Raw genomic sequence first — 22,190 nt, forward strand, 5'->3', positions numbered from 1 at the left:
TTCCCATAGCGCAAGCTAGTAAGACCCCTGAAAGATGATCAGGTTGATAGGTCAGAGGTGGAAGCGTGGCGACACGTGGAGCTGACTGATACTAATCGGTCGAGGACTTAACCACATTGCTTGAAACGATTCATGCCTTCCCATTATCTAGTTTTGAAGGAATAATTCCTTTATCTGTTTGGTGGCGATAGCGAAGAGGTCACACCCGTTCCCATTCCGAACACGGAAGTTAAGCTCTTCAGCGCCGATGGTAGTTGGGGGTTTCCCCCTGTGAGAGTAGGACGCTGCCAAGCAGACGAAAGACCAGCTGAGTGCTGGTCTTTTTTTATGTTGTATAAAAAAGACCGAAGGTCTGTCAAACTAAATTTTAAACGCCTCACCCGAAATGGGGAGGGACAAGAAAATCAAGGAAGCAGGGGAGCGAGGACCGGAGTGTACAGCGTACATGAGGACTGGAGCGGAGGAAGCTGACGCAGAGATTCGCCGTCCATCGTCGTTTCGGAGCTCGAGCGCCGATGGTAGTTGGGAGTTTCCCCTGTGAGAGTAGGACGCTGCCAAGCAGACGAAAGACCAGCTGAGTGCTGGTCTTTTTTTGATTCATAGGATAAAGACCGAAGGTCTGAAAAGTTATCTAGAGGCAAAGACCATGTATGAGGCGCAAAATGATTAACTCCAGTTACTGTATAACTTCCTGTTGAAGAGCTGGACTTTTTTGAGATCTATTACTTTTTCGATATAAGTACACCTCGTAAGATGGTGCCCAGTAAGAACAGTTCTTTCATCTAAATAGGACAGAATAACTTTCCCTTTTATTTTCCTATAGCTGTAACGGATTTAGTTGTTATATGATCCGCTATTCTAATGTATGTGAAACGAAGGATCATTTGACAGCTATGTGGATTGGAGCGGAAGGGGGTGAGACTCCTGCGGGAATAGCGCGTCAAAGGAAGACCCCGCAGGAGCGCGGAAGCTGCGACGAGGAGGCTTCCTGACCGCCCGCGGAAAGCGAACCCCCTGAAGCGAAAATTCCTCTTCACCCCATCAAAAATTTAACGCGAACTCTCTTTTTCTTTAAAAAGAAGTTTTGCTATTCAATAAAAAGGGAAAAAAACAAAAAATTAAGGTATGTAAGTACATATAGCGTGGCGAAAATATATAATACTTAAAAAGCAGAGGCGTTTGAATTTGCAAAACAGAAATTTCGTTGTATAATCATAGTCAAATATAGTCAAAGTCAGATTGGAGGAGGGCTGAATGAGAAACATATCTGATATTATCGAGAACTATCTGAAGCAAGTGCTTGAACTAAGTCAGAAAGACATCTTAGAAATCAAGCGAAGCGAAATAGCAGATAGATTTCAGTGTGTTCCTTCCCAAATCAATTATGTAATCAATACCAGATTCACCATTGAAAGAGGATATGTGGTGGAAAGCAAACGAGGCGGCGGCGGATATATCCGGATTATGAAGGTAAAATCACAGGATTATGTCCATCTGATCGATCAATTGCTGAATGTAGTCGGCACAAAAATACCTCAATCTACCGCTGAAGGAGTTATTTACAGACTGATTGAGGAAGAAGTCATCAATGAGCGAGAAGCAAAGATTATGATGAGCGTAATTGACCGCTCTGTCATATATATAGATTTACCTGACCGCGATGAACTAAGAGCCAGGATTCTGGCAGCGATGCTGACTACATTAAAATATAAATAAGCAGCGGGAGAGGTGATAAGATGATCTGCCAAGAGTGTAATCAGAATCCAGCAACCCTTCATTTTACGAAAATTGTAAATGGGGAAAAGACAGAGGTCCATATCTGTGAAAGATGTGCCCAGGAAAAGGGTGAACAGATGATTGATACAGGAGGCCAGGGGTTCTCTATCAATAATCTTCTTTCCGGGCTGCTGAATATAGAGCCTGCATTCCAGCAAGCGAAAGCAAGTGCCTTTGCTAAGAAAGAGGAACTGCGCTGTCCCCACTGCGGGCTCTCGTATAAAGAGTTTACGCATATTGGGAAGTTTGGCTGTTCAGAATGCTATAAAACCTTCAATGCCCAGCTGAACCCTATATTAAAACGGGTGCATGGAGGCAATACGGCTCATATTGGAAAGATACCGAAACGGATGGGCGGGGCAATATATCTGCGCAAACAAATTACTGATCTGAAGGCTGCTTTAAAAGTCCATATTGAAAATGAAGAGTTTGAAAAAGCAGCGGAGTTAAGAGATAAAATTCGTGCTCTAGAAAAAAGGTATGAGGCACAGGAGGGGGGCGATGAAACATGAGCTTGGAAAAATTCATGGAAAACGCGCTTAGTTCCTGGTTAAGTACAGATGGACCAGCTAATGATATTGTTTTAAGTTCCCGGGTAAGACTTGCGAGGAACTTAAACAATTTTTCCTTCCCTACTATTTTTTCAGAAGAAGAGGGAAAGGCCGTCATTGAGTTGGTGAGACAAAGAATCAAGCAGGAACCGAATAAGGAAATTGGAAGGCTTGAAATGCTGGAGATGAACCAGCTCAATCCGCTGGAAAAAAGGGTGCTTGTGGAGAAACATTTAATCAGCCCGCAGCTGGCAGATGATTCAGCATCAGGAGCCTGCCTGCTCTCTGAAAATGAAGTGGTCAGCATCATGGTCAATGAAGAGGATCATCTTCGGATTCAGTGTCTGATGTCAGGCTTGCAGCTGAGAGAAGCTTTACAGATGGCTAATCAGCTGGATGATTGGATCGAAGAAGAGATGGACTTTGCATATGATGAAGAACGAGGCTATTTAACCAGCTGTCCGACGAATGTCGGTACAGGGCTCCGTGCTTCCGTCATGATGCATCTTCCAGGACTTGTACTTACACAGAAGCTTAATCATATCATCCCCGCGATCAACCAATTGGGGCTTGTTGTCAGAGGAATTTATGGGGAAGGAAGCCAGGCACTGGGGAATATCTTTCAGATTTCCAATCAGATGACACTCGGAAAATCTGAAAAAGATATTGTCGAAGATTTATTGGGTGTCGTGGCCCAAATTATTACGCAGGAAAGAACAGCTAGGGAAGCATTAGTCAGAACCTCTAACATACAATTAGAAGATAGGGTATATCGCTCTTTGGGAATTTTGTCGAATGCCAGGGTGATCGAAACAAAAGAAGCGGGAACCTGTATATCAGATGTTAGGTTAGGGATTGATTTGGGGTATATAAAAGACATTTCCAAAAACATCCTCAATGAGTTGATGATTTTGACACAGCCAGGATTTTTACAAAAATACGCAGGAGGTTCGCTGAACCCAAGAGAAAGAGATATAAGAAGGGCCGCGCTTATCCGAGAGCGTTTAAATAACAGCAAAAATTCTTAAGGAGGAATTCCCTATGATGTTTGGTCGTTTTACAGAAAGAGCGCAGAAAGTATTAGCCCTCGCCCAAGAGGAAGCAATTCGTTTAGGTCATAATAATATTGGTACAGAGCATATTTTGCTCGGATTAGTGCGGGAAGGCGAAGGTATTGCGGCTAAAGCATTGTATGCCCTTGGCCTCGGAGCAGATAAGATTCAAAAGGAAGTCGAAAATCTGATTGGCCGCGGCCAGGAAACAGCTCAAACGATTCACTATACCCCAAGAGCCAAGAAAGTGATTGAACTTTCTATGGATGAGGCAAGAAAGCTTGGCCATTCCTATGTCGGAACCGAGCATGTGCTTCTTGGCTTGATCAGGGAAGGCGAAGGTGTTGCCGCCCGTGTGCTGAATAATTTAGGAGTGAGCTTGAACAAAGCACGCCAGCAGGTTCTTCAGCTGCTGGGCAGCAATGAGTCTGCCGGACATCAAGGATCAACGGCTGCGAACGCCAGCACACCGACTCTTGACAGCCTTGCGCGAGATTTAACGGCGATTGCCCGCGAAGGCAGCCTGGATCCTGTGATCGGCCGTTCTAAGGAAATCCAGCGCGTCATTGAAGTGCTGAGCCGCCGTACAAAGAATAATCCTGTATTAATCGGGGAGCCGGGGGTTGGTAAAACAGCCATTGCAGAAGGGCTGGCCCAACAAATTATCAATAACGAAGTTCCGGAAATTCTTCGTGATAAACGGGTCATGACACTTGATATGGGAACCGTGGTTGCCGGTACGAAATACCGCGGAGAATTTGAAGATCGCTTAAAGAAAGTCATGGATGAAATCCGCCAGGCCGGCAATATCATTCTTTTCATTGATGAATTGCACACATTGATCGGAGCGGGCGGAGCTGAAGGTGCGATTGATGCATCCAATATTCTGAAGCCTTCTCTTGCACGCGGAGAACTGCAGTGTATCGGTGCTACTACGCTTGATGAGTACCGTAAATATATCGAAAAGGATGCAGCGCTTGAACGCCGTTTCCAGCCAATTCAAGTCGATGAGCCTACCATTGAGGAATCCGTTCAGATTCTGAAGGGTCTTCGCGACCGATATGAGGCGCATCACCGTGTATCGATTACAGATGAAGCGATTGAAGCGGCCGTTACACTGTCCGACCGTTATATTTCGGACCGTTTCCTTCCGGATAAGGCCATTGATTTGATTGATGAGGCAGGTTCAAAAGTAAGACTGCGTTCTTATACAACTCCTCCAAATCTTAAAGAACTTGAACTGAAGCTGGATGAAGTGAGAAAAGAGAAAGACGCTTCCGTTCAAAGTCAGGAGTTTGAAAAAGCCGCTTCGCTTCGTGATACGGAACAGCGCTTGAGAGAGCAGCTTGAAGAAACGAAGAAAACGTGGAAAGAAAAGCAAGGACAGGAAAACAGTGAAGTGACAGTGGAAGATATCGCTCATGTAGTATCAAGCTGGACGGGTGTTCCGGTTACAAGGCTCGCCCAGACAGAATCTGATAAGCTGCTTAAAATGGAGTCTATCCTTCACTCGCGCGTAATCGGGCAAGAAGAAGCAGTCATTGCTGTATCCAAAGCCGTGCGCCGGGCCAGAGCCGGACTGAAGGATCCTAAGCGTCCAATCGGTTCCTTCATCTTCCTTGGGCCTACCGGTGTCGGTAAAACAGAATTGGCCAGAGCGCTGGCAGAATCCATCTTTGGCGATGAAGATGCGATGATCCGTATTGATATGTCCGAATACATGGAGAAGCATTCGACTTCCCGTCTGGTCGGTTCCCCTCCAGGATATGTCGGATATGAAGAAGGCGGCCAGTTAACAGAGAAAGTCCGCCGCAAGCCTTACTCCGTTGTTCTGCTTGATGAAATTGAAAAAGCGCATCCAGATGTGTTCAATATTCTGCTTCAAGTGCTTGAAGACGGACGCCTGACGGACTCAAAAGGCCGCACGGTTGATTTCAGAAATACGATTTTGATTATGACATCGAATGTCGGTGCTTCTGCTCTTAAAGAGAATAAGTATGTCGGCTTCTCGATTCAGGATCAAACGCAGGATTACAAGGATATGAAAGGAAAAGTGATGGAAGAGCTGAAGCGTGCTTTCCGTCCGGAATTCCTGAACCGTATTGATGAAACGATTGTCTTCCATGCTTTGGAAAAGAAACATTTGAAAGAAATCGTTACGCTTATGGTCGATCAGCTTGTCAATCGCTTGAAAGGAAATGAACTTTTCCTTGAGCTGACGGATGAAGCGAAAGAAAAAATCGCTGAGGAAGGCTATGATCCGGAATACGGAGCGCGCCCAATCCGCCGAGCTATCCAAAAGCATGTGGAAGATTTGCTTTCAGAAGAATTGCTTAAAGGAAATGTAGAAAAAGGCCAAACCGTGATCCTGGATGTAAAAGACGGCGAATTTGCCATCAGACAGGGAGAACCGGTGAACCGATAAGGATTTAAAGTTTTGCCGTAACTTCGAGGTACACGCTATCTTAGCGCTGTACCTCTGTTTTTTATGGGGGAATGATGCATTTTGCGGAGTTCCCCAGGATGCTTGTGTATAATAAAAAGGATTAAAAAGCTAGTTTCTGAAATATATTTTTAAAGAACCTATTGTGTAGGAAAAGGAGAAATTATGCCGGCAAAAAAGAAGACGAAATTCATGTGCCAATCCTGCGGATACGAATCTGCTAAGTGGATGGGAAAATGTCCTGGGTGCGGCGAGTGGAATAAAATGGTTGAGGAAACGGAAATTGTGAAACCCGCACGAAGGGGCGGAGCCTTTACGCATTCGGATGGAATCGGGGGAGCAGAACGCCAGAAGGCGGCGCCGATCACAACGATTCAGACAGAAAGAGAACCGCGTATAACGACGGATCTTGCGGAATTGAACCGAGCGCTTGGCGGAGGAATTGTCCAGGGATCTCTCGTCCTGATCGGAGGAGATCCGGGAATTGGGAAGTCCACCTTGCTTTTGCAAGTTTCTTCTCAGCTTGCGCGGAAGGGAAAGAAAGTTTTATATATTTCGGGAGAAGAATCTGTCAAACAAACGAAGCTTCGGGCGGACAGGCTTGGCGTCACCTCTGAAAATCTGTATGTTTTCTCCGAGACAGACATGGATTATATTCAGCATGCGATTCAGGAAGTGAATCCGGACTTGGTTATTATCGATTCCATTCAGACGGTTTATCAGTCAGAAGTAACTTCTGCACCGGGAAGTGTTTCGCAGGTAAGGGAATGTACAGCTACCTTAATGAGAATTGCGAAAAGCAACGGAATCGCTATTTTTATCGTAGGTCATGTGACAAAAGAAGGAAATATCGCCGGACCAAGGCTGCTTGAACATATGGTGGATACAGTTCTTTATTTTGAAGGGGAGCGGCATCATACGTATCGAATTATCCGGGCTGTGAAGAACCGGTTTGGCTCCACAAATGAGATGGGGATTTTCGAGATGAAGGAAAATGGACTGGAAGAGGTAGCTAATCCGTCTGAAATTTTTCTTGAAGAACGTTCTGAAGGGACATCCGGTTCTACCGTCGTTGCTTCGATGGAAGGAACACGCCCGGTGCTGGTAGAAGTACAGGCACTTGTTTCGCCGACAAGCTTCGGGAACCCGCGCAGGATGGCAACAGGACTCGATCACAATCGGGTTTCTTTATTGATGGCCGTTCTGGAAAAGAGGGTCGGCATGCTGCTTCAAAATCAGGATGCCTATCTGAAGGTGGCAGGCGGTGTCAAGCTGGATGAGCCGGCGATTGATCTAGCCGTCGCTGTCAGCATTGCCTCAAGTTTCCGCGATAAATCGACCAAGGCATCAGACTGCCTGATTGGAGAGGTGGGGCTTACTGGGGAAGTGCGAAGAGTCTCCCGGGTGGAACAAAGGGTTCAGGAAGCAGCAAAGCTTGGGTTTGAGCGGGTGATCCTCCCTGCTAACAATATAGGCGGCTGGACGGTTCCTAAAGGAATTGAGGTTGTAGGTGTTTCTTCTGTATCTGAAGCGCTTCATTACGCACTAGGAGGCTGAATATGACCGATAAGAAGATCTATGAAAAAACAAAGCTGGATATTTTACAGCTCATTTCACCCGGCACCCCGCTTCGCGAAGGGATTGAGAATGTCCTTCGGGCGAATACCGGCGGGCTTATAGTCGTCGGATTCAATGAAAAGGTCCGGGCTATTGTAGATGGAGGCTTTCAAATCAATTGTGCCTGTACACCTAGCACGCTGTATGAATTGGCGAAAATGGACGGAGCGATTATCTTGAATGAAAAGGCAGAGACGATCCTGTTTGCAAATGCACAGCTGGTTCCTGACACGAGCACTGCCTCTACAGAGACCGGGATGCGCCACAGAACAGCAGAACGAGTTGCCAGGGAAACCAAGGCGCTTGTCGTGGCGATCTCCCAGCGCAGGAACGTGATTACCTTATACCAGGGCAATTTTCGTTATGCCTTAAAAGATATTGGCGTGATCCTGGCTAAAGCTAATTTGGCGATCCAAACGCTGGAGAAATATAAAACCGTTCTCCAGCAGGGGATTTCGGTTCTCGGTACATTGGAGTTTGAGGAAATTGTTACATTTGCAGATATACTTCAGGTCTTCCACCGTTACATTATGGTGCTGCGAATCAAAGCTGAATTGTTATCTTATTTAACTGAACTGGGGACAGAGGGAAGGCTGATCAGGCTGCAGATGTACGAAATCCTGGCTGATTTGGAAAGCGAAGCGAAGTGGCTTATTAAGGATTATACGTATGCGCAGGATATGGACCCCGCTCTTGTTACTGCCAGACTTCAGGAACTGGCGATGATGGAGAAGTTCGATGAAAGTATGGTGCTGAAGATATTAGGATACAACGGCTATATCCATCTGGATGAGAGTGTCCATGCAAGGGGATATCGCATCCTTCATAAAATCCCACGGCTGCCTGCGCTGATCATTGAAAATTTAGTCAGCCAATTCCAAACCATTCATGCGGTCAATAAAGCCAGTGTGGAAGCGTTGGATGAAGTAGAAGGAATCGGGGAAGTCAGAGCCAATAAAATTAAAGAAGGACTGCGATTTTTGAAGAATCAGCTCATAACGAATCGAAGGGTCTGATTCTGGCGAAAAATATGGCTAATCCGCTCGATAATAAAGGATACTTAGTTTTTGACACTGTCTGACCATGATGCTAGGCTAAAAATATAATTTATAAAAAATGAAATTTAAAGGGAAATTTGCAGTCAGACGTTTTGTTTTTTAAAAGTTGTTAATAATGGTTAGAGGGAGGTGAAAGGATGTTAAAACGTATTATACAGGCATGCTTCCTCATTGTCGGAGGGACACTCGGTATTTTTCTCATACCTGAATTATTGATACTCTTACATGCAGAAGACATGGCGTTGATCAACAATCCTTATGTCAGTGTACTGCTAGGTGCCATTATTTTTTATTTTATTACTTTTTGGGCAGTCGATTATGTTGTCCATTTCATGAAGTGGCTGGAAGAGCAGATTGTGAGAATCCCCATCACGGATATTATTTTCGGAAGCCTTGGTCTATTGGTCGGTTTGCTGGCTGCGTTTTTAATCGGCTCAGCCTTCAATACTGTCAATATACCGATCTTGAATACGGTCGTGCCGCTCTTGCTGACGATTCTGTTCGGGTACCTTGGTTTTCAGGTTGGTTTCAAAAAGAGAGATGAGCTCCTGAATTTATTTACAAAAGGGAGCAAAAAGAAAAGTACGGATCAAGAAGACACGGACGCTGAAGGTACGGAAAGCCGCATGAAAATCCTTGATACGAGCGTGATTATTGACGGACGTATCGCGGACATATGCCAGACTGGTTTTTTAGAAGGAACGATTGTCATTCCACAATTCGTCCTGAATGAACTGCAGCATATCGCGGACTCCTCGGATGCTCTGAAAAGGAATCGCGGACGCAGGGGACTGGATATCCTGAATCGAATCCAGAAGGAACTTGCGGTTAAAGTAGAAATGTATGAAGGAGATTTTGAGGACATCCAGGAAGTGGACAGCAAGCTGGTGAAGCTTGCCAAGATCTCAGGCGGTATGGTCGTCACCAATGATTTTAATTTGAATAAAGTCTGCGAATTTCAGAACGTAGCGGTCTTGAACATCAATGACCTGGCCAACGCTGTCAAGCCGGTCGTCCTTCCCGGAGAAGAAATGAATGTTCTTGTGATCAAGGACGGGAAAGAGCAGAATCAGGGAGTTGCTTATCTGGATGACGGAACGATGATTGTAGTAGAAGGCGGCCGGGAGTATATCGGGAAGCGGATCGATGTACTTGTCACGAGCGTTCTGCAGACATCAGCGGGCCGAATGATTTTTGCAAAACCCAAACTTTTAGAAAAAGCACTTTAATGGAATAGGGGATCAATATGCATTATGAAGTCGTCATACCTGCTGCGGGGCAGGGGAAACGGATGAAAGCCGGCAAGAACAAGCTATTCATTGAATTATCAGGGGTTCCGATCATCATTCATACATTAAGAGTGTTTGAAGCGGATCCCGGCTGCCGCGGCATTATTTTAGCGATAAATCCCAACGAAGAACATTTGTTCGAAGCTCTGCTTGCTGACTACGGAATTAAGAAAGTCAAGAAGCTGGCAGCGGGCGGAAGCGAACGCCAGGAAAGTGTTTCTAATGGACTGGCCTATGCGGAGGAAGAGATCATCATGGTGCATGACGGGGCCCGTCCGTTTATTAATCAGGAGCAGATCAGACTGCTTGCTGAAGCGGCAACGGCAAAGGCTGGAGCCATACTTGCTGTCCCTGTTAAGGATACGATTAAGAGGGCAGCGGGTACATCAGTAATGGAAACGGTTGAACGATCAAGCTTGTGGGCTGTCCAGACACCACAAGCTTTTCGTGCGTCTGTCCTGAAAGAAGCTCACCAAAAGGCAGAAGAAGACCATTTCCTTGGTACGGATGATGCCAGTTTATTAGAAAGACTTCAGCTTGACGTAGTCATAATTGAAGGCAATTATGATAATATAAAAATTACGACGCAAGAAGATTTGTATTTTGCCGAAGCAATTTTACAAAAGAAGGAGTTAACATAATGTTTCGTATTGGACAAGGTTTTGATGTTCATCAATTAGTAGAAGGAAGGCCTCTGATTATCGGCGGGATTACCATTCCCTATGAAAAGGGGCTGCTTGGCCATTCTGATGCTGATGTATTGCTGCATACTGTAGCGGATGCGTGTCTTGGCGCGATTGGAGGGGGAGACATCGGAAAGCACTTTCCGGATACGGACCCTGCTTTCAAGGATGCGGATTCTTCAATGCTGTTAAAGCATGTATGGAAAATAGTCAAAGAGGCCGGCTATAAGCTTGGAAATATCGACTGTACCATTATTGCCCAAAGCCCTAAGATGGCTCCTCATATTGAAGCCATGCGCGAGCATATTGCAGGATTGCTCGAGGCGGGGGTTGATCAGGTGAATGTCAAGGCTACAACAACCGAAAAACTTGGATTTACAGGAAGAGGAGAAGGAATCGCTTCCCAAGTAACCGTTCTCATCGCAAAAACTGACGAATAGTCCTGTGTGAGACTTTATAATCGCTTCAGCTGATGATAGAATATAACGATAACAAAGGCTAGTTTAGGAGGCAGGAAAAGTTATGAGCAGTGATATAAGGGTCCGTTACGCACCCAGTCCAACTGGACATTTACATATAGGGAATGCACGTACGGCCTTGTTCAACTATTTATTTGCCCGCAACCAGGGCGGAAAGTTTATCATTCGGATCGAGGATACCGACCAAAAGAGGAATATTGCCGGCGGTGAAGAAAGCCAGCTGAAATATTTGAAATGGCTCGGAATGGATTGGGATGAAGGCGTTGATGTGGGCGGAGAGTATGCCCCATACCGTCAATCGGAGCGGAATGACATTTATCAGGAATTGTATGAGGAGCTTCTTGATAAAGGACTGGCCTATAAATGCTATTGTACGGAAGAAGAGCTTGAAGCAGAGCGGGAAGCGCAAATGGCAAATAACGAAACACCTAAGTATTCCGGGAAGTGCCGCCATTTAACAAGTGAAGCGAGAGCAGCCCTTGAAGCAGAAGGCAGAAAGCCAAGCATTCGTTTTAAGGTTCCTGAAGGAAAGGTGTATACATTTAATGATATGGTGAAAGATGAAGTACACTTTGAATCCGAGGGAATCGGTGACTGGGTCATTGTGAAGAAAGACGGGATTCCGACTTATAACTTCGCTGTGACTGTGGATGACCATCTGATGAAAATTTCTCATGTTCTCCGCGGGGATGACCATATTTCCAATACACCGAAACAGCTGATGATCTATGAAGCATTCGGCTGGGAAGCGCCTGTGTTCGGCCACATGACATTGATTGTAAATGAAAGCCGGAGAAAACTGAGCAAACGGGATGAATCGATTATTCAGTTCATCGAGCAATATGAAGAATTAGGATACCTGCCTGAGGCAATATTCAATTTCATCGCTTTGCTTGGATGGCACCCGGGCGGTGAGGAAGAAATTTATTCAAAAGAAGACTTCATTAAGCTGTTTGATGCAGCAAGGCTGTCTAAATCTCCGGCCCTTTTTGACAAGCAAAAATTAGCCTGGATGAACAATCAGTATGTGAAGCAGCTGGATGAGGACCGTGCGTATGAAATTTCTGTTCCTCATTTGATTAAGGCTGGAAAAGTTTCCGAGAACTTAAATCCGGAAGAAGAAAAATGGGTGCGTGAACTTGTAACGCTCTATCAGGATCAAATGAGCTATGGTGCAGAAATTGTCGAGCTTTCCAAGCTGTTCTTCCAAGATGAGATTGAATATGAGCCGGAAGCAAAAGAGATATTGGCGGAAGAACAGGTTCCAGAAGTGATGAAGGCCTTTTTGGCGGAAATTGATGCGCTTGAGGAATTCAATGCAGAAGGAATAAAAAAATCGATTAAAGCGGTTCAAAAGAGCACCGGGCACAAAGGGAAGAAGCTTTTCATGCCGATTCGTGCGGCTGTTACCGGCCAGACTCATGGACCGGACCTTCCAAAAGCCATTGCATTGCTTGGCAGGGAAAAAATAAAACAGCGCCTTCAAGCTTTTTGATTGAACAGAAAGCCTGAAATATAATATAGTATGTAATAATACAATGCGGATACCTTACAGAAAATCACGTTGATAGGGAGAAGTACGCAGACGATGCTTATCAGAGAGAACCATAACCTGCTGAAAGTGGTTCAGGCCCCTCGTTTGCCGAAATGCACCCTTGAGTCCTTTGCTGAACGATTTTAAGTAGGCAAAGGCGGAATAGCCCACGTTATCGGGTGAAAGTTGGAGATGTGCACGGCAGCGTTTGTCCTGCATCTCAAACAGAGTGGAACCGCGCTTGCCAAGCGTCTCTGTCTTTATAGACAGGGACGCTTTTTTATATGGATGGGGACTTTTTATGTACAGGATAGAAGATTTTCTACAGGGGAGGTATATACTATGTTTAACATGTTTAAAGAGGATATTGACGTTATTTTTGATCAGGATCCAGCCGCAAGGAGCTATATAGAAGTCATCCTGACCTATGCAGGACTTCACTCTATCTGGAGCCACCGCATAGCTCATGCCTTTTACAAGAAAAAAATGTATTTCATAGCCAGAAGCATCTCCCAGATCAGCCGCTTTTTCACTGGCATTGAAATTCATCCGGGTGCAAAGATCGGCCGCCGTTTCTTCATCGATCACGGGATGGGTGTCGTGATTGGCGAAACGTGTGAAATCGGGGATAATGTATCGATCTTCCAGGGCGTGACGCTTGGAGGCACCGGAAAGGAAAAGGGGAAAAGGCATCCGACCATCCACGACAATGTTCTGATTGCGACAGGCGCCAAAGTGCTCGGCTCCATCACGGTTGGAGAGAATTCAAAAATCGGGGCTGGTTCCGTTGTATTGAAGGAAGTTCCGCCCAATTCAACCGTTGTCGGGATTCCTGGAAAAGTGGTTATCCAAGACGGTGTAAAAATAAAAAAAGACTTAAATCATTCAGATCTTCCTGACCCGACAGCTGACAGGTTTAGAGCAATGGAAAGACAGATACGCGCTTTACAAGAACAGATTGGGGAACTGCAGGAAGAAAGGAGCTTGAAATAATGGCCATTAAAATATTTAACTCGCTGACACGCCAGAAAGAAACCTTCGTACCGTTAGAGGAAGGAAAAGTAAAAATGTATGTCTGCGGGCCGACTGTCTATAATTATATTCATATTGGAAATGCCCGTCCGGCGATTGTTTTTGATACGGTGCGCAAATATTTGCAGTACAGAGAGTATGATGTCCAGTTCGTGTCCAATTTTACAGATGTGGATGATAAGCTCATCCGTGCGGCCAAGGAACTTGGCGAGGATGTGCCGACCATTTCCCAGCGTTTTATCAAAGCGTATTTTGAGGACGTTCAGGCATTGGGCTGCCATCGGGCAGATGAGCACCCGACAGTTATGGAGAACATGGACAGCATCATTGACTTTATTGCTGCTCTTGTTGAAAAAGGGTATGCCTATGAGTCGGATGGCGATGTCTATTATCGCACCCGCAAATTTGAGGGATACGGCAAGCTCTCCCATCAGTCCATTGATGAACTCCGTGTAGGAGCCCGCATCGATGTAGGCGAGAAAAAAGCGGATGCTTTGGATTTTGCCCTTTGGAAAACGGCAAAAGAGGGAGAAATCTCTTGGGATAGTCCGTGGGGAAAAGGCCGTCCTGGCTGGCATATTGAGTGCTCTGCCATGGCGAAGAAATATCTGGGCGATACGATTGATATCCATGCAGGAGGCCAGGATCTGACGTTCCCGCATCATGAAAATGAAATTGCCCAATCCGAAGCTTTGACCGGCAAACCGTTTGCGAATTATTGGATGCACAATGGGTACATCAATATAGATAACGAAAAGATGTCAAAGTCATTAAACAACTTCGTCCTTGTACACGATATTATTCAGCAGTATGATCCGCAGGTGCTCCGTTTCTTCCTGCTGTCAGTGCATTACCGCCATCCGATTAACTACAGCGAAGAAATTCTGGCAAATGCCACTGCGTCATTGGAGAGGCTGAAGACGTCTTACCAAAACCTGAAGCACCGCCTTGAGGCAAGCGCTGGTCTGACGGACAGCAATGAATTATGGCTTGGTAAGATATCCGGCCTGCATGATCAGTTTATCAGGGAAATGGATGATGATTTTAATACAGCCAATGCGATTTCTGTTTTATTCGATTTATCCAAAGAAGCGAATTACTATCTGATGGAGAAAAACACTGATCAATCAGTGATTCAAGCCTTTATGAATGAGTTTGAACAATTGTTCGCAGTGCTTGGACTGTCGCTTGAAACAGAAGAGCTGCTGGATGAGGATATCGAGAGAATGATTGAAGAGAGAATCCAGGCGCGCAAGGACCGCAACTTCCAATTGGCGGATGAGATTCGCGATACATTGAAGGAACGGAATATCATTTTAGAAGATACACCGCAAGGCACGAGATGGAAAAGAGGATAAGCATGCTCCATTATGATAAACAAATCGACGAAAAAATGTTAAACAGTCTCGCTCTTGCTTACATGGGAGATGCCGTATATGAAACCTATATCCGGCATCACCTGATTCAAAAAGGAGCGGTTAAGCCGCATCTGCTGCATAAGGAGGCAACCTCCTTTGTCTCGGCAAAAGCCCAAAACAGGATCATTCGTTTTTTCCTTGAGGAAGGCCAGCTGACTGAAGAAGAAACAGCAGTTGTCCGCCGGGGCCGGAACGCTAAATCGGGGACAGTGCCAAAAAACACAGATGTCCAGACATACCGGTACAGCACAGCTTTTGAAGCATTGGTCGGCTATCTGTATTTGTCAGGACAAACGGAAAGGATGGAAGACATCATTTCTGCCTCCATCCACTTTATCGAAGAAGGGAAGGATGTCCGATGAGTGAAGAATTTATCATTGGAAGAAATCCTGTTTTGGAAGCTCTTCGTTCCGAGCGGGAAATTAATAAAATTTGGATTGCTGAGGGTTCGCAAAAAGGGTCCATGCAGCCGATCATAGGCGCCGCCAAAGAACGCCGTGTATTCGTTCAATTTGTGCCAAAGAAAAAATTGGACCAATTAGCTGAGGGTGTCCACCAAGGGGTCGTTGCCAGTGTGGCCGCTTATCAGTATGCTGAACTCGATGATCTGTATGCTGCTGCGGAAGAGCGGAATGAAGCGCCTTTCTTCTTGATTTTGGACGAAATTGAAGATCCTCATAATCTGGGATCGATCATGAGGACCGCTGATTCTGTAGGTGCTCACGGCATTATCATCCCTAAAAGGCGGGCGGTCGGACTGACAGCGACTGTCGCGAAAGCTTCGACAGGGGCGATTGAATATATACCGGTTGCAAGGGTGACCAATCTGGCCCGGACTATTGATGAACTGAAGGAACGCGGTATATGGATTGTTGGAACAGATGCAAAGGGCAGCGAGGATTATCGGAACCTTGATGGGAAAATGGCGATAGGCCTTATCATTGGCAGCGAAGGAAAAGGCATGGGCCGGCTGATTAAAGAAAAGTGCGATTTCCTTGTCCATTTGCCGATGGCGGGAAAGGTAACGTCGCTTAATGCTTCTGTTGCGGCTGGGCTTTTAATGTACGAGATTTACAGGAAACGATTTCCGTTAGGGGAATGACATGATGAATATCCTTTTGGTGGACGGTTACAACATCATTGGAGCCTGGCCGGAGCTGACGGATCTGAAGGAGCGGGATCTGGCGGCAGCCAGGGATCGTCTGATCGAACTGATGGCAGAATACCAAGCTTTCACCGGAACCCGTGTGATTATCGTGTTTGACGCGCAATTCGTGCAAGGGATTGCGCGGGTTTTTAAAAACCATAAGGTAGAAGTGATTTTTACGAAAGAAAATGAGACGGCCGATGAGCGGATTGAGAAGATGGCTATCGACCTGAATAACATCAAAACGCAGATACAGGTGGCAACTTCAGACTTCACGGAGCAGTGGGTAATCTTCGGGCAGGGTGCTTTGCGTAAGTCGGCAAGAGAGCTTTTGATTGAAATGCAATATATTCAGGGAGAAATAAAAAAAGATGTGACAAAATCCACGGTGAAGAAACCCCCGTCCAAGATACATTTGAGTGAAGAAGTTGCAGAAATATTCGAAAAATGGCGAAGAGGAAACCTTTAATTCCATTGACTGTTAAAATTTATCTACTGTATAATATTTCTAGATGAGTACGGTCAGGGGGATAAAATGTGAGTGTCAAATTCGGAATAAGACTGAATGAAGACTATTTGCAATTGGAAGACGACGTGCTGGTGAACTTAGTGCATACAGGTGATAGCGAAGCTTTGGACTATTTAATTCATAAATACAGGAACTTTGTCAGGGCAAAAGCAAGAACCTACTTTTTAATTGGAGCAGACAAGGAAGATATAGTCCAGGAAGGCATGATCGGACTGTATAAGGCAATACGAGATTTCAAAGGCGATAAGCTATCCTCTTTTAAAGCGTTTGCGGAACTTTGCATCACGAGACAGATTATAACGGCTATCAAGACCGCGACACGTCAAAAACATATTCCTCTTAACTCCTATGTATCTCTGGACAAGCCCATTTACGATGAAGAATCGGATCGCACCCTCATGGATGTTATATCCGGGAATAAAGTGCTCGATCCGGAAGCGGTGGTCATCAACCAGGAAGAGTTTGATGATATTGAACTGAAAATGGCAGAATTATTAAGCGATCTGGAACGGAAAGTGCTGGCACTGTATTTGGACGGGCAAACCTATCAGGAAATTTCAGAAGAATTGAACAGGCATGTAAAATCAATCGATAATGCCCTGCAGAGGGTCAAGCGCAAACTGGAGCGATATCTGGAGGTCAGGGAAGTCAGTCTTTAAAATTCCGAATATTTGGAACGGGTGCTGCGGAAGCGGTCTGTAACGCTGGCTTGGGGGCTTATTGACATGGGTTTTCATACATGTTAAAGTTTAAAACGTGTAAACTGATAGGACAGGTGTATAAAATGCGTAAAAAAATAACCTTGGCTTGTTCGCAGTGCGGTTCTAGAAACTACAGTTCCGAGAGCAGCAAAGAAACAGGTTCAGAGCGGGTAGAACTGAAGAAGTTCTGCAGCACGTGCAACAGCCATACGATTCATAAAGAGACGAAATAAAGCCTTTTAATAGATTTAATCATGCTACCCAAGCTTGGAGGTTACATTCATGAAACGTTTGACCGACTTTTTCCGCAATGTTTCCCGTGAAATGAAAAAAGTAAGTTGGCCAAAACGTAAAGAGCTCACAAAATATACGGTCATTGTTATTACGACTGTTGTTTTTATGGCGTTGTTCTTTACTGTTGTCGATTTAGGGATTTCTGAATTAATTCGTTTAGTTGTTGAATAAGAGATTCGAAATTACGCTATAATAGTGATAGAATGATAAGTGTTAACAGAAAGCCCGGAAACGGGTTTTTTAATTTGTCTTTAAAAAGAAGTGTGTGAATGGACTGAACGCTGTCTTAAGAGATACAGACTGACGGCTGGATGGTGAGACATTGGAAGAGTGAATTTCACAACCATTTATTGTTTAGGCACAGGATGGAAAGCGTTTTAGAAGTGCTGTGCAGCCTCGAGAAAGAGAATACTGTTTGAGGTGTAAACTTTCTATCGCCATATTCCATGCGGGCGGCCTTTGGCAAGAGAAGAAATCGGCTGAAACACTGCGGTTCAACCATTCAAGAAAACGATGCAGGGAGGGAAGGGCGAAAAGCCCTGAATATATGGAAAAGAATTGGTACGTTGTTCATACCTATTCCGGTTATGAAAACAAGGTAAAGGCAAACTTGGAAAAGCGGGTAGAAACAATGGGGATGCAAGACAAGATCTTCCGCGTAGTTGTGCCAGAAGAAGAAGAAACAGAAATTAAAGACGGCAAGACGAAAGTGCTGAAGAAAAAAGTGTTTCCTGGCTATGTGCTTGTAGAAATTATCATGACAGATGATTCTTGGTATGTGGTACGGAACACACCTGGAGTAACTGGGTTTGTCGGTTCTTCAGGCGCGGGCTCCAAGCCGACACCTCTTTTGGATGAAGAGATTGAAGTCGTTCTTAAGCGCATGGGTGTTGAGGAAGGCCGAATCGAAGTGGACTTCGAGGTTGGAGAAAACGTACAGGTAAAAGAAGGACCGTTCGCCAACTTCGCCGGACTGATTGAAGAGATGGACAAAGACAAAGGAAAGCTTAAGGTATTGGTCAATATGTTCGGCAGAGATACGCCTGTAGAACTTGATTTTAATCAGGTAGAGAAATTATAAACGGAAAAGAACTTGAAATTAGCTGTCAAAAGTGATAGAATTTCAAAGGTCAGTATGTTTCAATATCGAGACCTGAACGATAAACGTTCTTTGTATATGCAAAGAACTTATGATGAGTGGGAGGGTTATATACCCTATTACCACATCACGGACTTATAAGGAGGTGTGTCTCGTGGCTAAAAAAGTTATTAAAATGGTTAAGTTGCAAATTCCTGCTGGTAAAGCGAATCCTGCACCGCCGGTTGGTCCTGCACTAGGTCAAGCTGGTGTTAACATCATGGGATTCTGTAAGGAGTTTAACGCTCGTACAGCGGAACAAGCTGGTCTAATTATTCCTGTTGAAATCACGGTATTTGAAGACCGTTCATTTACATTCATTACTAAAACTCCGCCTGCTGCGGTTTTACTTAAAAAAGCAGCTGGTATCGAGTCTGGTTCTGGTGAACCTAACCGTAACAAAGTTGCTACAGTCAAGCGTGATAAAGTACGCGAGATTGCTGAAACGAAAATGCCTGATCTAAACGCTGCAAACGTTGAGTCTGCTATGCGTATGGTTGAAGGTACTGCTCGCAGCATGGGTATTGTCATCGAAGACTAATCCATGTAAAGGCTATCGGTTGCTACGGGGTTGCGATTTTACTCGCAACCTTTATTCGTGGGAGGTCATTCCGTTAAAACCACAATATAGGAGGATTTTATATCATGGCTAAAAAAGGTAAAAAGTATCTTGAAGCGGTTAAATTAGTAGACCGCACAAAGGCTTACTCAGTTGAAGAAGCTGTTGAGCTTGCTAAAAAGGCTAACTTCTCAAAATTTGATGCTACAGTTGAAGTTGCTTTCCGTTTGGGCGTAGACCCTAAGAAAGCTGACCAGCAAATCCGCGGAGCTGTTGTGCTTCCAAACGGAACTGGTAAAACTCAGCGCGTATTAGTATTCGCAAAAGGCGAAAAAGCAAAAGAAGCAGAAGCTGCTGGCGCTGACTTCGTTGGCGATGCTGAATACATCAACAAAATCCAACAAGGATGGTTCGATTTCGATGTAATCGTAGCGACTCCAGACATGATGGGTGAAGTTGGTAAATTGGGCCGTGTATTAGGACCTAAAGGCTTAATGCCAAACCCTAAAACAGGCACAGTTACTTTTGACGTAACAAAAGCTGTTAATGAAATCAAAGCTGGTAAAGTTGAGTACCGTGTCGACAAAGCTGGTAACGTCCACGCTCCAATCGGTAAAGTTTCTTTCGAAGAAAGCAAATTGGTAGAAAACTTCACTACAATCTTTGATACATTAGCTAAAGCTAAGCCATCAGCTGCTAAAGGTACTTACATGAAAAACATCACTGTAACTACTACTATGGGACCTGGTGTTAAAGTCGATGCTTCAAGCTTCGGCGCAAAAAACTAATTGACATAACACAAACTTATTGTTATAATATGTTTTGTTGTGAATAAATGAATATCATTTGTACCGTAGACAGTAGGTGCCATTCCGGCTTAATTCCCTACCTAGGTAATTCTATAAATTTAGTCACTGACTAACTTTTAAAAATTACTGCCTTCATGTCTGCAAAGAGTGAAGGCTTTTTCTTTGACCGGTATAAATGTTTTCAAGCAAATCTAACAGGAGGTGTAAGGATGAGCGCAGTTATCGAACAAAAGAAACAAATTGTTACTGAGATCGCTGACAAATTGAAAGCAAGCCAATCAACAGTTGTTGTTGACTACCGCGGACTTTCTGTTGCAGAAGTAACAGAGCTTCGTAAACAACTTCGTGACGCAGGCGTTGAATTTAAAGTTTACAAAAACTCAATGTCACGCCGTGCTGCTGAAGCTGCTGAGCTTTCAGGATTAAACGACTCATTAACAGGTCCAAACGCAATCGCATTCTCAACTGAAGATGTTATTGCACCAGCTAAAATCCTTAATGATTTCGCGAAAAAACATGAAGCATTAGAAATCAAAGCGGGAGTTATCGAAGGAAATGTTGCAACAGCTGATGAAATTAAAGCTCTTGCTGAACTGCCTTCACGCGAAGGTTTGCTTTCTATGTTGCTTTCTGTACTTCAAGCTCCAATCCGCAACTTGGCTCTTGCTACAAAAGCAGTTGCAGATCAAAAAGAAGAACAAGGCGCGTAAGTTAAGCCCCGGCTATTAAAAAAACAAACAACCATTTTAGGAGGAACTATACAATGACTAAAGATCAAATCATTGAAGCAGTCAAAAACATGACTGTTCTTGAACTAAACGACCTAGTAAAAGCAATCGAAGAAGAATTCGGCGTAACTGCTGCTGCTCCTGTAGCTGTAGCTGCTGGCGGCGGTGCTGCTGCTGAAGAGAAAACTGAATTTGACGTTATTCTTGCATCTGCAGGAGACCAAAAAATCAAAGTTATCAAAGTTGTTCGTGAAATCACAGGTCTTGGCCTTAAAGAAGCGAAGGAAGTTGTTGATAACACTCCAAAAGCAGTTAAAGAAGGAGCTTCTAAAGAAGAAGTTGAAGAAATCAAAGCTAAACTTGAAGAAGTTGGAGCTGGCGTTGAAGTTAAGTAATCTTGCATAAACAAAAAAGCTCGCTGTTACTGGCGGGCTTTTTTTCTTCATCGAAACTAAGAGCCGTCTGCATGCAGGGGGACTGGGCATTTCCTATTGGAGGAAATGCTGTTTTTCTTCAAGATTCTTCTTCACACAAACTTCCTTAATTCCTTTCTGATAGGAGGAGATAACCCTGACTGAGCATTATTATACAAATAATCCCGATGTAGAGAGCGCCCCGAAATACTGGAATTTTACATTAAGAGGGCGAACTTTTCGTTTTAAAAGCGACAACGGGGTTTTTTCAAAAAAAGAAGTTGATTTTGGGTCACGTCTGCTGATTGAAGCTTTTAAACTGGATAACAATGTGGATGGACCGCTTTTGGATGTGGGATGTGGATATGGCCCGATCGGAATGTCTGTCGCAGCAAGCTATCCAGAGAGAACGGTTGAAATGATTGACGTAAACAGCCGGGCGATTGAACTTGCGAAAGAAAACGCGAATTCAAATGATGTCAGCAATACTGCGATTTATGAAAGTGACAGACTGCTGAGCGTAAGAAGCAACGGTTATGCTGCCATCCTGACCAACCCGCCGATCCGAGCTGGGAAAAAAGTCATTCATGAAATATATGAACAGAGTTTTGAAAGCTTGACTGCGGGGGGAGAGCTGTGGGTCGTCATCCAAAAAAAGCAGGGTGCACCATCCACGATGGAAAAAATGGAGTCCCTTTTTGGGAATGTGGAGACGGTGGAAAAGAAAAAAGGCTACTACATTATGGTATCTAAAAAAGTTTGACTCTGAAATTCCACTATGTTAGTATTATACAATGCATATATATAATTCTGAAACTATGCATTTTTTATACCAATTATGTATAAAAAATGGAATTTTTGGAAAGAATATATAAATAATAGTTCGTTTTATGTGAAATAGTGGTTTTTAAAACAAAAACCATTTTCTTTTTGTCTGTGA

Annotated in this window: 24 protein-coding genes, 2 rRNA genes and 2 other annotated features; all 26 genes read left to right on the forward strand. The window is 44.4% G+C overall.

Annotated elements, in window-relative coordinates; all coding sequences use genetic code 11:
* Positions 1-115, forward strand: a 23S ribosomal RNA gene (locus tag BQ4305_RS00385); the annotation flags it as partial.
* Positions 116-177: 62 nt separating this feature from the next.
* Positions 178-293: ribosomal RNA gene (rrf, locus tag BQ4305_RS00390) — 5S ribosomal RNA — on the forward strand.
* 961 nt (positions 294-1,254) lie between these two features.
* Positions 1,255-1,716, forward strand: coding sequence for a CtsR family transcriptional regulator (locus BQ4305_RS00395; protein ID WP_110925973.1), 462 nt, complete (start codon positions 1,255-1,257; stop codon positions 1,714-1,716).
* A gap of 20 nt (positions 1,717-1,736) precedes the next feature.
* A complete protein-coding gene (locus BQ4305_RS00400; protein ID WP_110925974.1) occupies positions 1,737-2,288 on the forward strand; it encodes a protein-arginine kinase activator protein McsA in 552 nt (183 codons plus the stop codon).
* The gene (locus BQ4305_RS00405) at positions 2,285-3,355 is read left to right on the forward strand and encodes a protein-arginine kinase McsB (protein ID WP_110925975.1); all 1,071 of its coding nucleotides are present in this window, start codon (positions 2,285-2,287) and stop codon (positions 3,353-3,355) included. The genes BQ4305_RS00400 and BQ4305_RS00405 overlap by 4 nt, the downstream gene beginning before the upstream one ends.
* A gap of 13 nt (positions 3,356-3,368) precedes the next feature.
* On the forward strand, positions 3,369-5,804 hold the full coding sequence (clpC, locus tag BQ4305_RS00410; RefSeq protein ID WP_110925976.1) for an ATP-dependent protease ATP-binding subunit ClpC: 2,436 nt from the start codon (positions 3,369-3,371) through the stop codon (positions 5,802-5,804).
* Positions 5,805-5,987: 183 nt separating this feature from the next.
* Entirely contained in the window at positions 5,988-7,379 is a 1,392-nt protein-coding gene (radA, locus tag BQ4305_RS00415; protein WP_110925977.1) for a DNA repair protein RadA, read from the forward strand.
* A gap of 2 nt (positions 7,380-7,381) precedes the next feature.
* On the forward strand, positions 7,382-8,455 hold the full coding sequence (disA, locus tag BQ4305_RS00420; protein ID WP_110925978.1) for a DNA integrity scanning diadenylate cyclase DisA: 1,074 nt from the start codon (positions 7,382-7,384) through the stop codon (positions 8,453-8,455).
* A gap of 179 nt (positions 8,456-8,634) precedes the next feature.
* Positions 8,635-9,726 carry a PIN/TRAM domain-containing protein gene (locus tag BQ4305_RS00425; protein ID WP_110925979.1) on the forward strand — a complete coding sequence of 364 codons (1,092 nt, stop codon included), beginning with the start codon at positions 8,635-8,637 and terminating at the stop codon, positions 9,724-9,726.
* A gap of 17 nt (positions 9,727-9,743) precedes the next feature.
* On the forward strand, positions 9,744-10,427 hold the full coding sequence (gene ispD, locus BQ4305_RS00430) for a 2-C-methyl-D-erythritol 4-phosphate cytidylyltransferase (RefSeq protein WP_110925980.1): 684 nt from the start codon (positions 9,744-9,746) through the stop codon (positions 10,425-10,427).
* Complete coding sequence (gene ispF / locus BQ4305_RS00435; RefSeq protein WP_110925981.1) at positions 10,427-10,909, forward strand: 2-C-methyl-D-erythritol 2,4-cyclodiphosphate synthase; 483 nt, start codon at positions 10,427-10,429, stop codon at positions 10,907-10,909. The genes ispD and ispF overlap by 1 nt, the downstream gene beginning before the upstream one ends.
* An 82-nt stretch (positions 10,910-10,991) precedes the next feature.
* Positions 10,992-12,443, forward strand: a complete 1,452-nt coding sequence (gene gltX / locus BQ4305_RS00440) for a glutamate--tRNA ligase (protein WP_110925982.1) — start codon at positions 10,992-10,994, stop codon at positions 12,441-12,443.
* Between the two features lie 60 nt (positions 12,444-12,503).
* Positions 12,504-12,741, forward strand: a binding site (T-box leader).
* An 83-nt stretch (positions 12,742-12,824) separates the two neighbouring features.
* Complete coding sequence (gene cysE, locus BQ4305_RS00445; protein ID WP_110925983.1) at positions 12,825-13,475, forward strand: serine O-acetyltransferase; 651 nt, start codon at positions 12,825-12,827, stop codon at positions 13,473-13,475.
* A complete protein-coding gene (cysS, locus tag BQ4305_RS00450; RefSeq protein WP_110925984.1) occupies positions 13,475-14,872 on the forward strand; it encodes a cysteine--tRNA ligase in 1,398 nt (465 codons plus the stop codon). The genes cysE and cysS overlap by 1 nt, the downstream gene beginning before the upstream one ends.
* Before the next feature lie 2 nt (positions 14,873-14,874).
* On the forward strand, positions 14,875-15,294 hold the full coding sequence (locus BQ4305_RS00455) for a Mini-ribonuclease 3 (RefSeq protein ID WP_110925985.1): 420 nt from the start codon (positions 14,875-14,877) through the stop codon (positions 15,292-15,294).
* Entirely contained in the window at positions 15,291-16,034 is a 744-nt protein-coding gene (gene rlmB, locus BQ4305_RS00460; RefSeq protein ID WP_110925986.1) for a 23S rRNA (guanosine(2251)-2'-O)-methyltransferase RlmB, read from the forward strand. The genes BQ4305_RS00455 and rlmB overlap by 4 nt, the downstream gene beginning before the upstream one ends.
* Before the next feature lie 4 nt (positions 16,035-16,038).
* Entirely contained in the window at positions 16,039-16,548 is a 510-nt protein-coding gene (locus BQ4305_RS00465; protein WP_110926043.1) for an NYN domain-containing protein, read from the forward strand.
* A gap of 68 nt (positions 16,549-16,616) precedes the next feature.
* Positions 16,617-17,267, forward strand: coding sequence for an RNA polymerase sporulation sigma factor SigH (gene sigH / locus BQ4305_RS00470; protein WP_110925987.1), 651 nt, complete (start codon positions 16,617-16,619; stop codon positions 17,265-17,267).
* Positions 17,268-17,392: 125 nt separating this feature from the next.
* Positions 17,393-17,542, forward strand: coding sequence for a 50S ribosomal protein L33 (gene rpmG, locus BQ4305_RS00475; RefSeq protein WP_110926044.1), 150 nt, complete (start codon positions 17,393-17,395; stop codon positions 17,540-17,542).
* A 49-nt stretch (positions 17,543-17,591) separates the two neighbouring features.
* The gene (gene secE, locus BQ4305_RS00480) at positions 17,592-17,774 is read left to right on the forward strand and encodes a preprotein translocase subunit SecE (protein ID WP_110925988.1); all 183 of its coding nucleotides are present in this window, start codon (positions 17,592-17,594) and stop codon (positions 17,772-17,774) included.
* Positions 17,775-18,150: 376 nt separating this feature from the next.
* Positions 18,151-18,684, forward strand: a complete 534-nt coding sequence (gene nusG, locus BQ4305_RS00485; RefSeq protein ID WP_234396839.1) for a transcription termination/antitermination protein NusG — start codon at positions 18,151-18,153, stop codon at positions 18,682-18,684.
* 172 nt (positions 18,685-18,856) lie between these two features.
* Positions 18,857-19,282, forward strand: coding sequence for a 50S ribosomal protein L11 (gene rplK, locus BQ4305_RS00490; protein WP_199880498.1), 426 nt, complete (start codon positions 18,857-18,859; stop codon positions 19,280-19,282).
* A 104-nt stretch (positions 19,283-19,386) separates the two neighbouring features.
* Positions 19,387-20,088 (forward strand): 50S ribosomal protein L1, encoded by a 702-nt coding sequence (gene rplA / locus BQ4305_RS00495; RefSeq protein ID WP_110925990.1) that lies wholly within the window; start codon positions 19,387-19,389, stop codon positions 20,086-20,088.
* Between the two features lie 45 nt (positions 20,089-20,133).
* Positions 20,134-20,279 (forward strand) — a sequence feature (ribosomal protein L10 leader region).
* Between the two features lie 39 nt (positions 20,280-20,318).
* Positions 20,319-20,819 carry a 50S ribosomal protein L10 gene (gene rplJ, locus BQ4305_RS00500; protein WP_110925991.1) on the forward strand — a complete coding sequence of 167 codons (501 nt, stop codon included), beginning with the start codon at positions 20,319-20,321 and terminating at the stop codon, positions 20,817-20,819.
* 53 nt (positions 20,820-20,872) lie between these two features.
* The gene (rplL, locus tag BQ4305_RS00505) at positions 20,873-21,232 is read left to right on the forward strand and encodes a 50S ribosomal protein L7/L12 (protein WP_110925992.1); all 360 of its coding nucleotides are present in this window, start codon (positions 20,873-20,875) and stop codon (positions 21,230-21,232) included.
* Between the two features lie 175 nt (positions 21,233-21,407).
* Positions 21,408-22,013: a class I SAM-dependent methyltransferase gene (locus BQ4305_RS00510; RefSeq protein ID WP_110925993.1), complete on the forward strand. Its 606-nt coding sequence runs from the start codon at positions 21,408-21,410 to the stop codon at positions 22,011-22,013.
* The last annotated feature ends 177 nt before the right edge of the window (positions 22,014-22,190 follow it).

Source organism: Bacillus massiliglaciei (assembly GCF_900098925.1).
GTDB lineage: Bacteria > Bacillota > Bacilli > Bacillales > DSM-1321 > Peribacillus > Peribacillus massiliglaciei.

Coding starts and splice junctions, on each gene's coding strand:
- BQ4305_RS00395 (WP_110925973.1), top strand. CDS start 1,255: ATGAGAAACATATCTGATATTATCGAGAACTATCTGAAGCAAGTGCTT.
- BQ4305_RS00400 (WP_110925974.1), top strand. CDS start 1,737: ATGATCTGCCAAGAGTGTAATCAGAATCCAGCAACCCTTCATTTTACG.
- BQ4305_RS00405 (WP_110925975.1), top strand. CDS start 2,285: ATGAGCTTGGAAAAATTCATGGAAAACGCGCTTAGTTCCTGGTTAAGT.
- clpC (WP_110925976.1), top strand. CDS start 3,369: ATGATGTTTGGTCGTTTTACAGAAAGAGCGCAGAAAGTATTAGCCCTC.
- radA (WP_110925977.1), top strand. CDS start 5,988: ATGCCGGCAAAAAAGAAGACGAAATTCATGTGCCAATCCTGCGGATAC.
- disA (WP_110925978.1), top strand. CDS start 7,382: ATGACCGATAAGAAGATCTATGAAAAAACAAAGCTGGATATTTTACAG.
- BQ4305_RS00425 (WP_110925979.1), top strand. CDS start 8,635: ATGTTAAAACGTATTATACAGGCATGCTTCCTCATTGTCGGAGGGACA.
- ispD (WP_110925980.1), top strand. CDS start 9,744: ATGCATTATGAAGTCGTCATACCTGCTGCGGGGCAGGGGAAACGGATG.
- ispF (WP_110925981.1), top strand. CDS start 10,427: ATGTTTCGTATTGGACAAGGTTTTGATGTTCATCAATTAGTAGAAGGA.
- gltX (WP_110925982.1), top strand. CDS start 10,992: ATGAGCAGTGATATAAGGGTCCGTTACGCACCCAGTCCAACTGGACAT.
- cysE (WP_110925983.1), top strand. CDS start 12,825: ATGTTTAACATGTTTAAAGAGGATATTGACGTTATTTTTGATCAGGAT.
- cysS (WP_110925984.1), top strand. CDS start 13,475: ATGGCCATTAAAATATTTAACTCGCTGACACGCCAGAAAGAAACCTTC.
- BQ4305_RS00455 (WP_110925985.1), top strand. CDS start 14,875: ATGCTCCATTATGATAAACAAATCGACGAAAAAATGTTAAACAGTCTC.
- rlmB (WP_110925986.1), top strand. CDS start 15,291: ATGAGTGAAGAATTTATCATTGGAAGAAATCCTGTTTTGGAAGCTCTT.
- BQ4305_RS00465 (WP_110926043.1), top strand. CDS start 16,039: ATGAATATCCTTTTGGTGGACGGTTACAACATCATTGGAGCCTGGCCG.
- rpmG (WP_110926044.1), top strand. CDS start 17,393: ATGCGTAAAAAAATAACCTTGGCTTGTTCGCAGTGCGGTTCTAGAAAC.
- secE (WP_110925988.1), top strand. CDS start 17,592: ATGAAACGTTTGACCGACTTTTTCCGCAATGTTTCCCGTGAAATGAAA.
- nusG (WP_234396839.1), top strand. CDS start 18,151: ATGGAAAAGAATTGGTACGTTGTTCATACCTATTCCGGTTATGAAAAC.
- rplA (WP_110925990.1), top strand. CDS start 19,387: ATGGCTAAAAAAGGTAAAAAGTATCTTGAAGCGGTTAAATTAGTAGAC.
- rplJ (WP_110925991.1), top strand. CDS start 20,319: ATGAGCGCAGTTATCGAACAAAAGAAACAAATTGTTACTGAGATCGCT.
- rplL (WP_110925992.1), top strand. CDS start 20,873: ATGACTAAAGATCAAATCATTGAAGCAGTCAAAAACATGACTGTTCTT.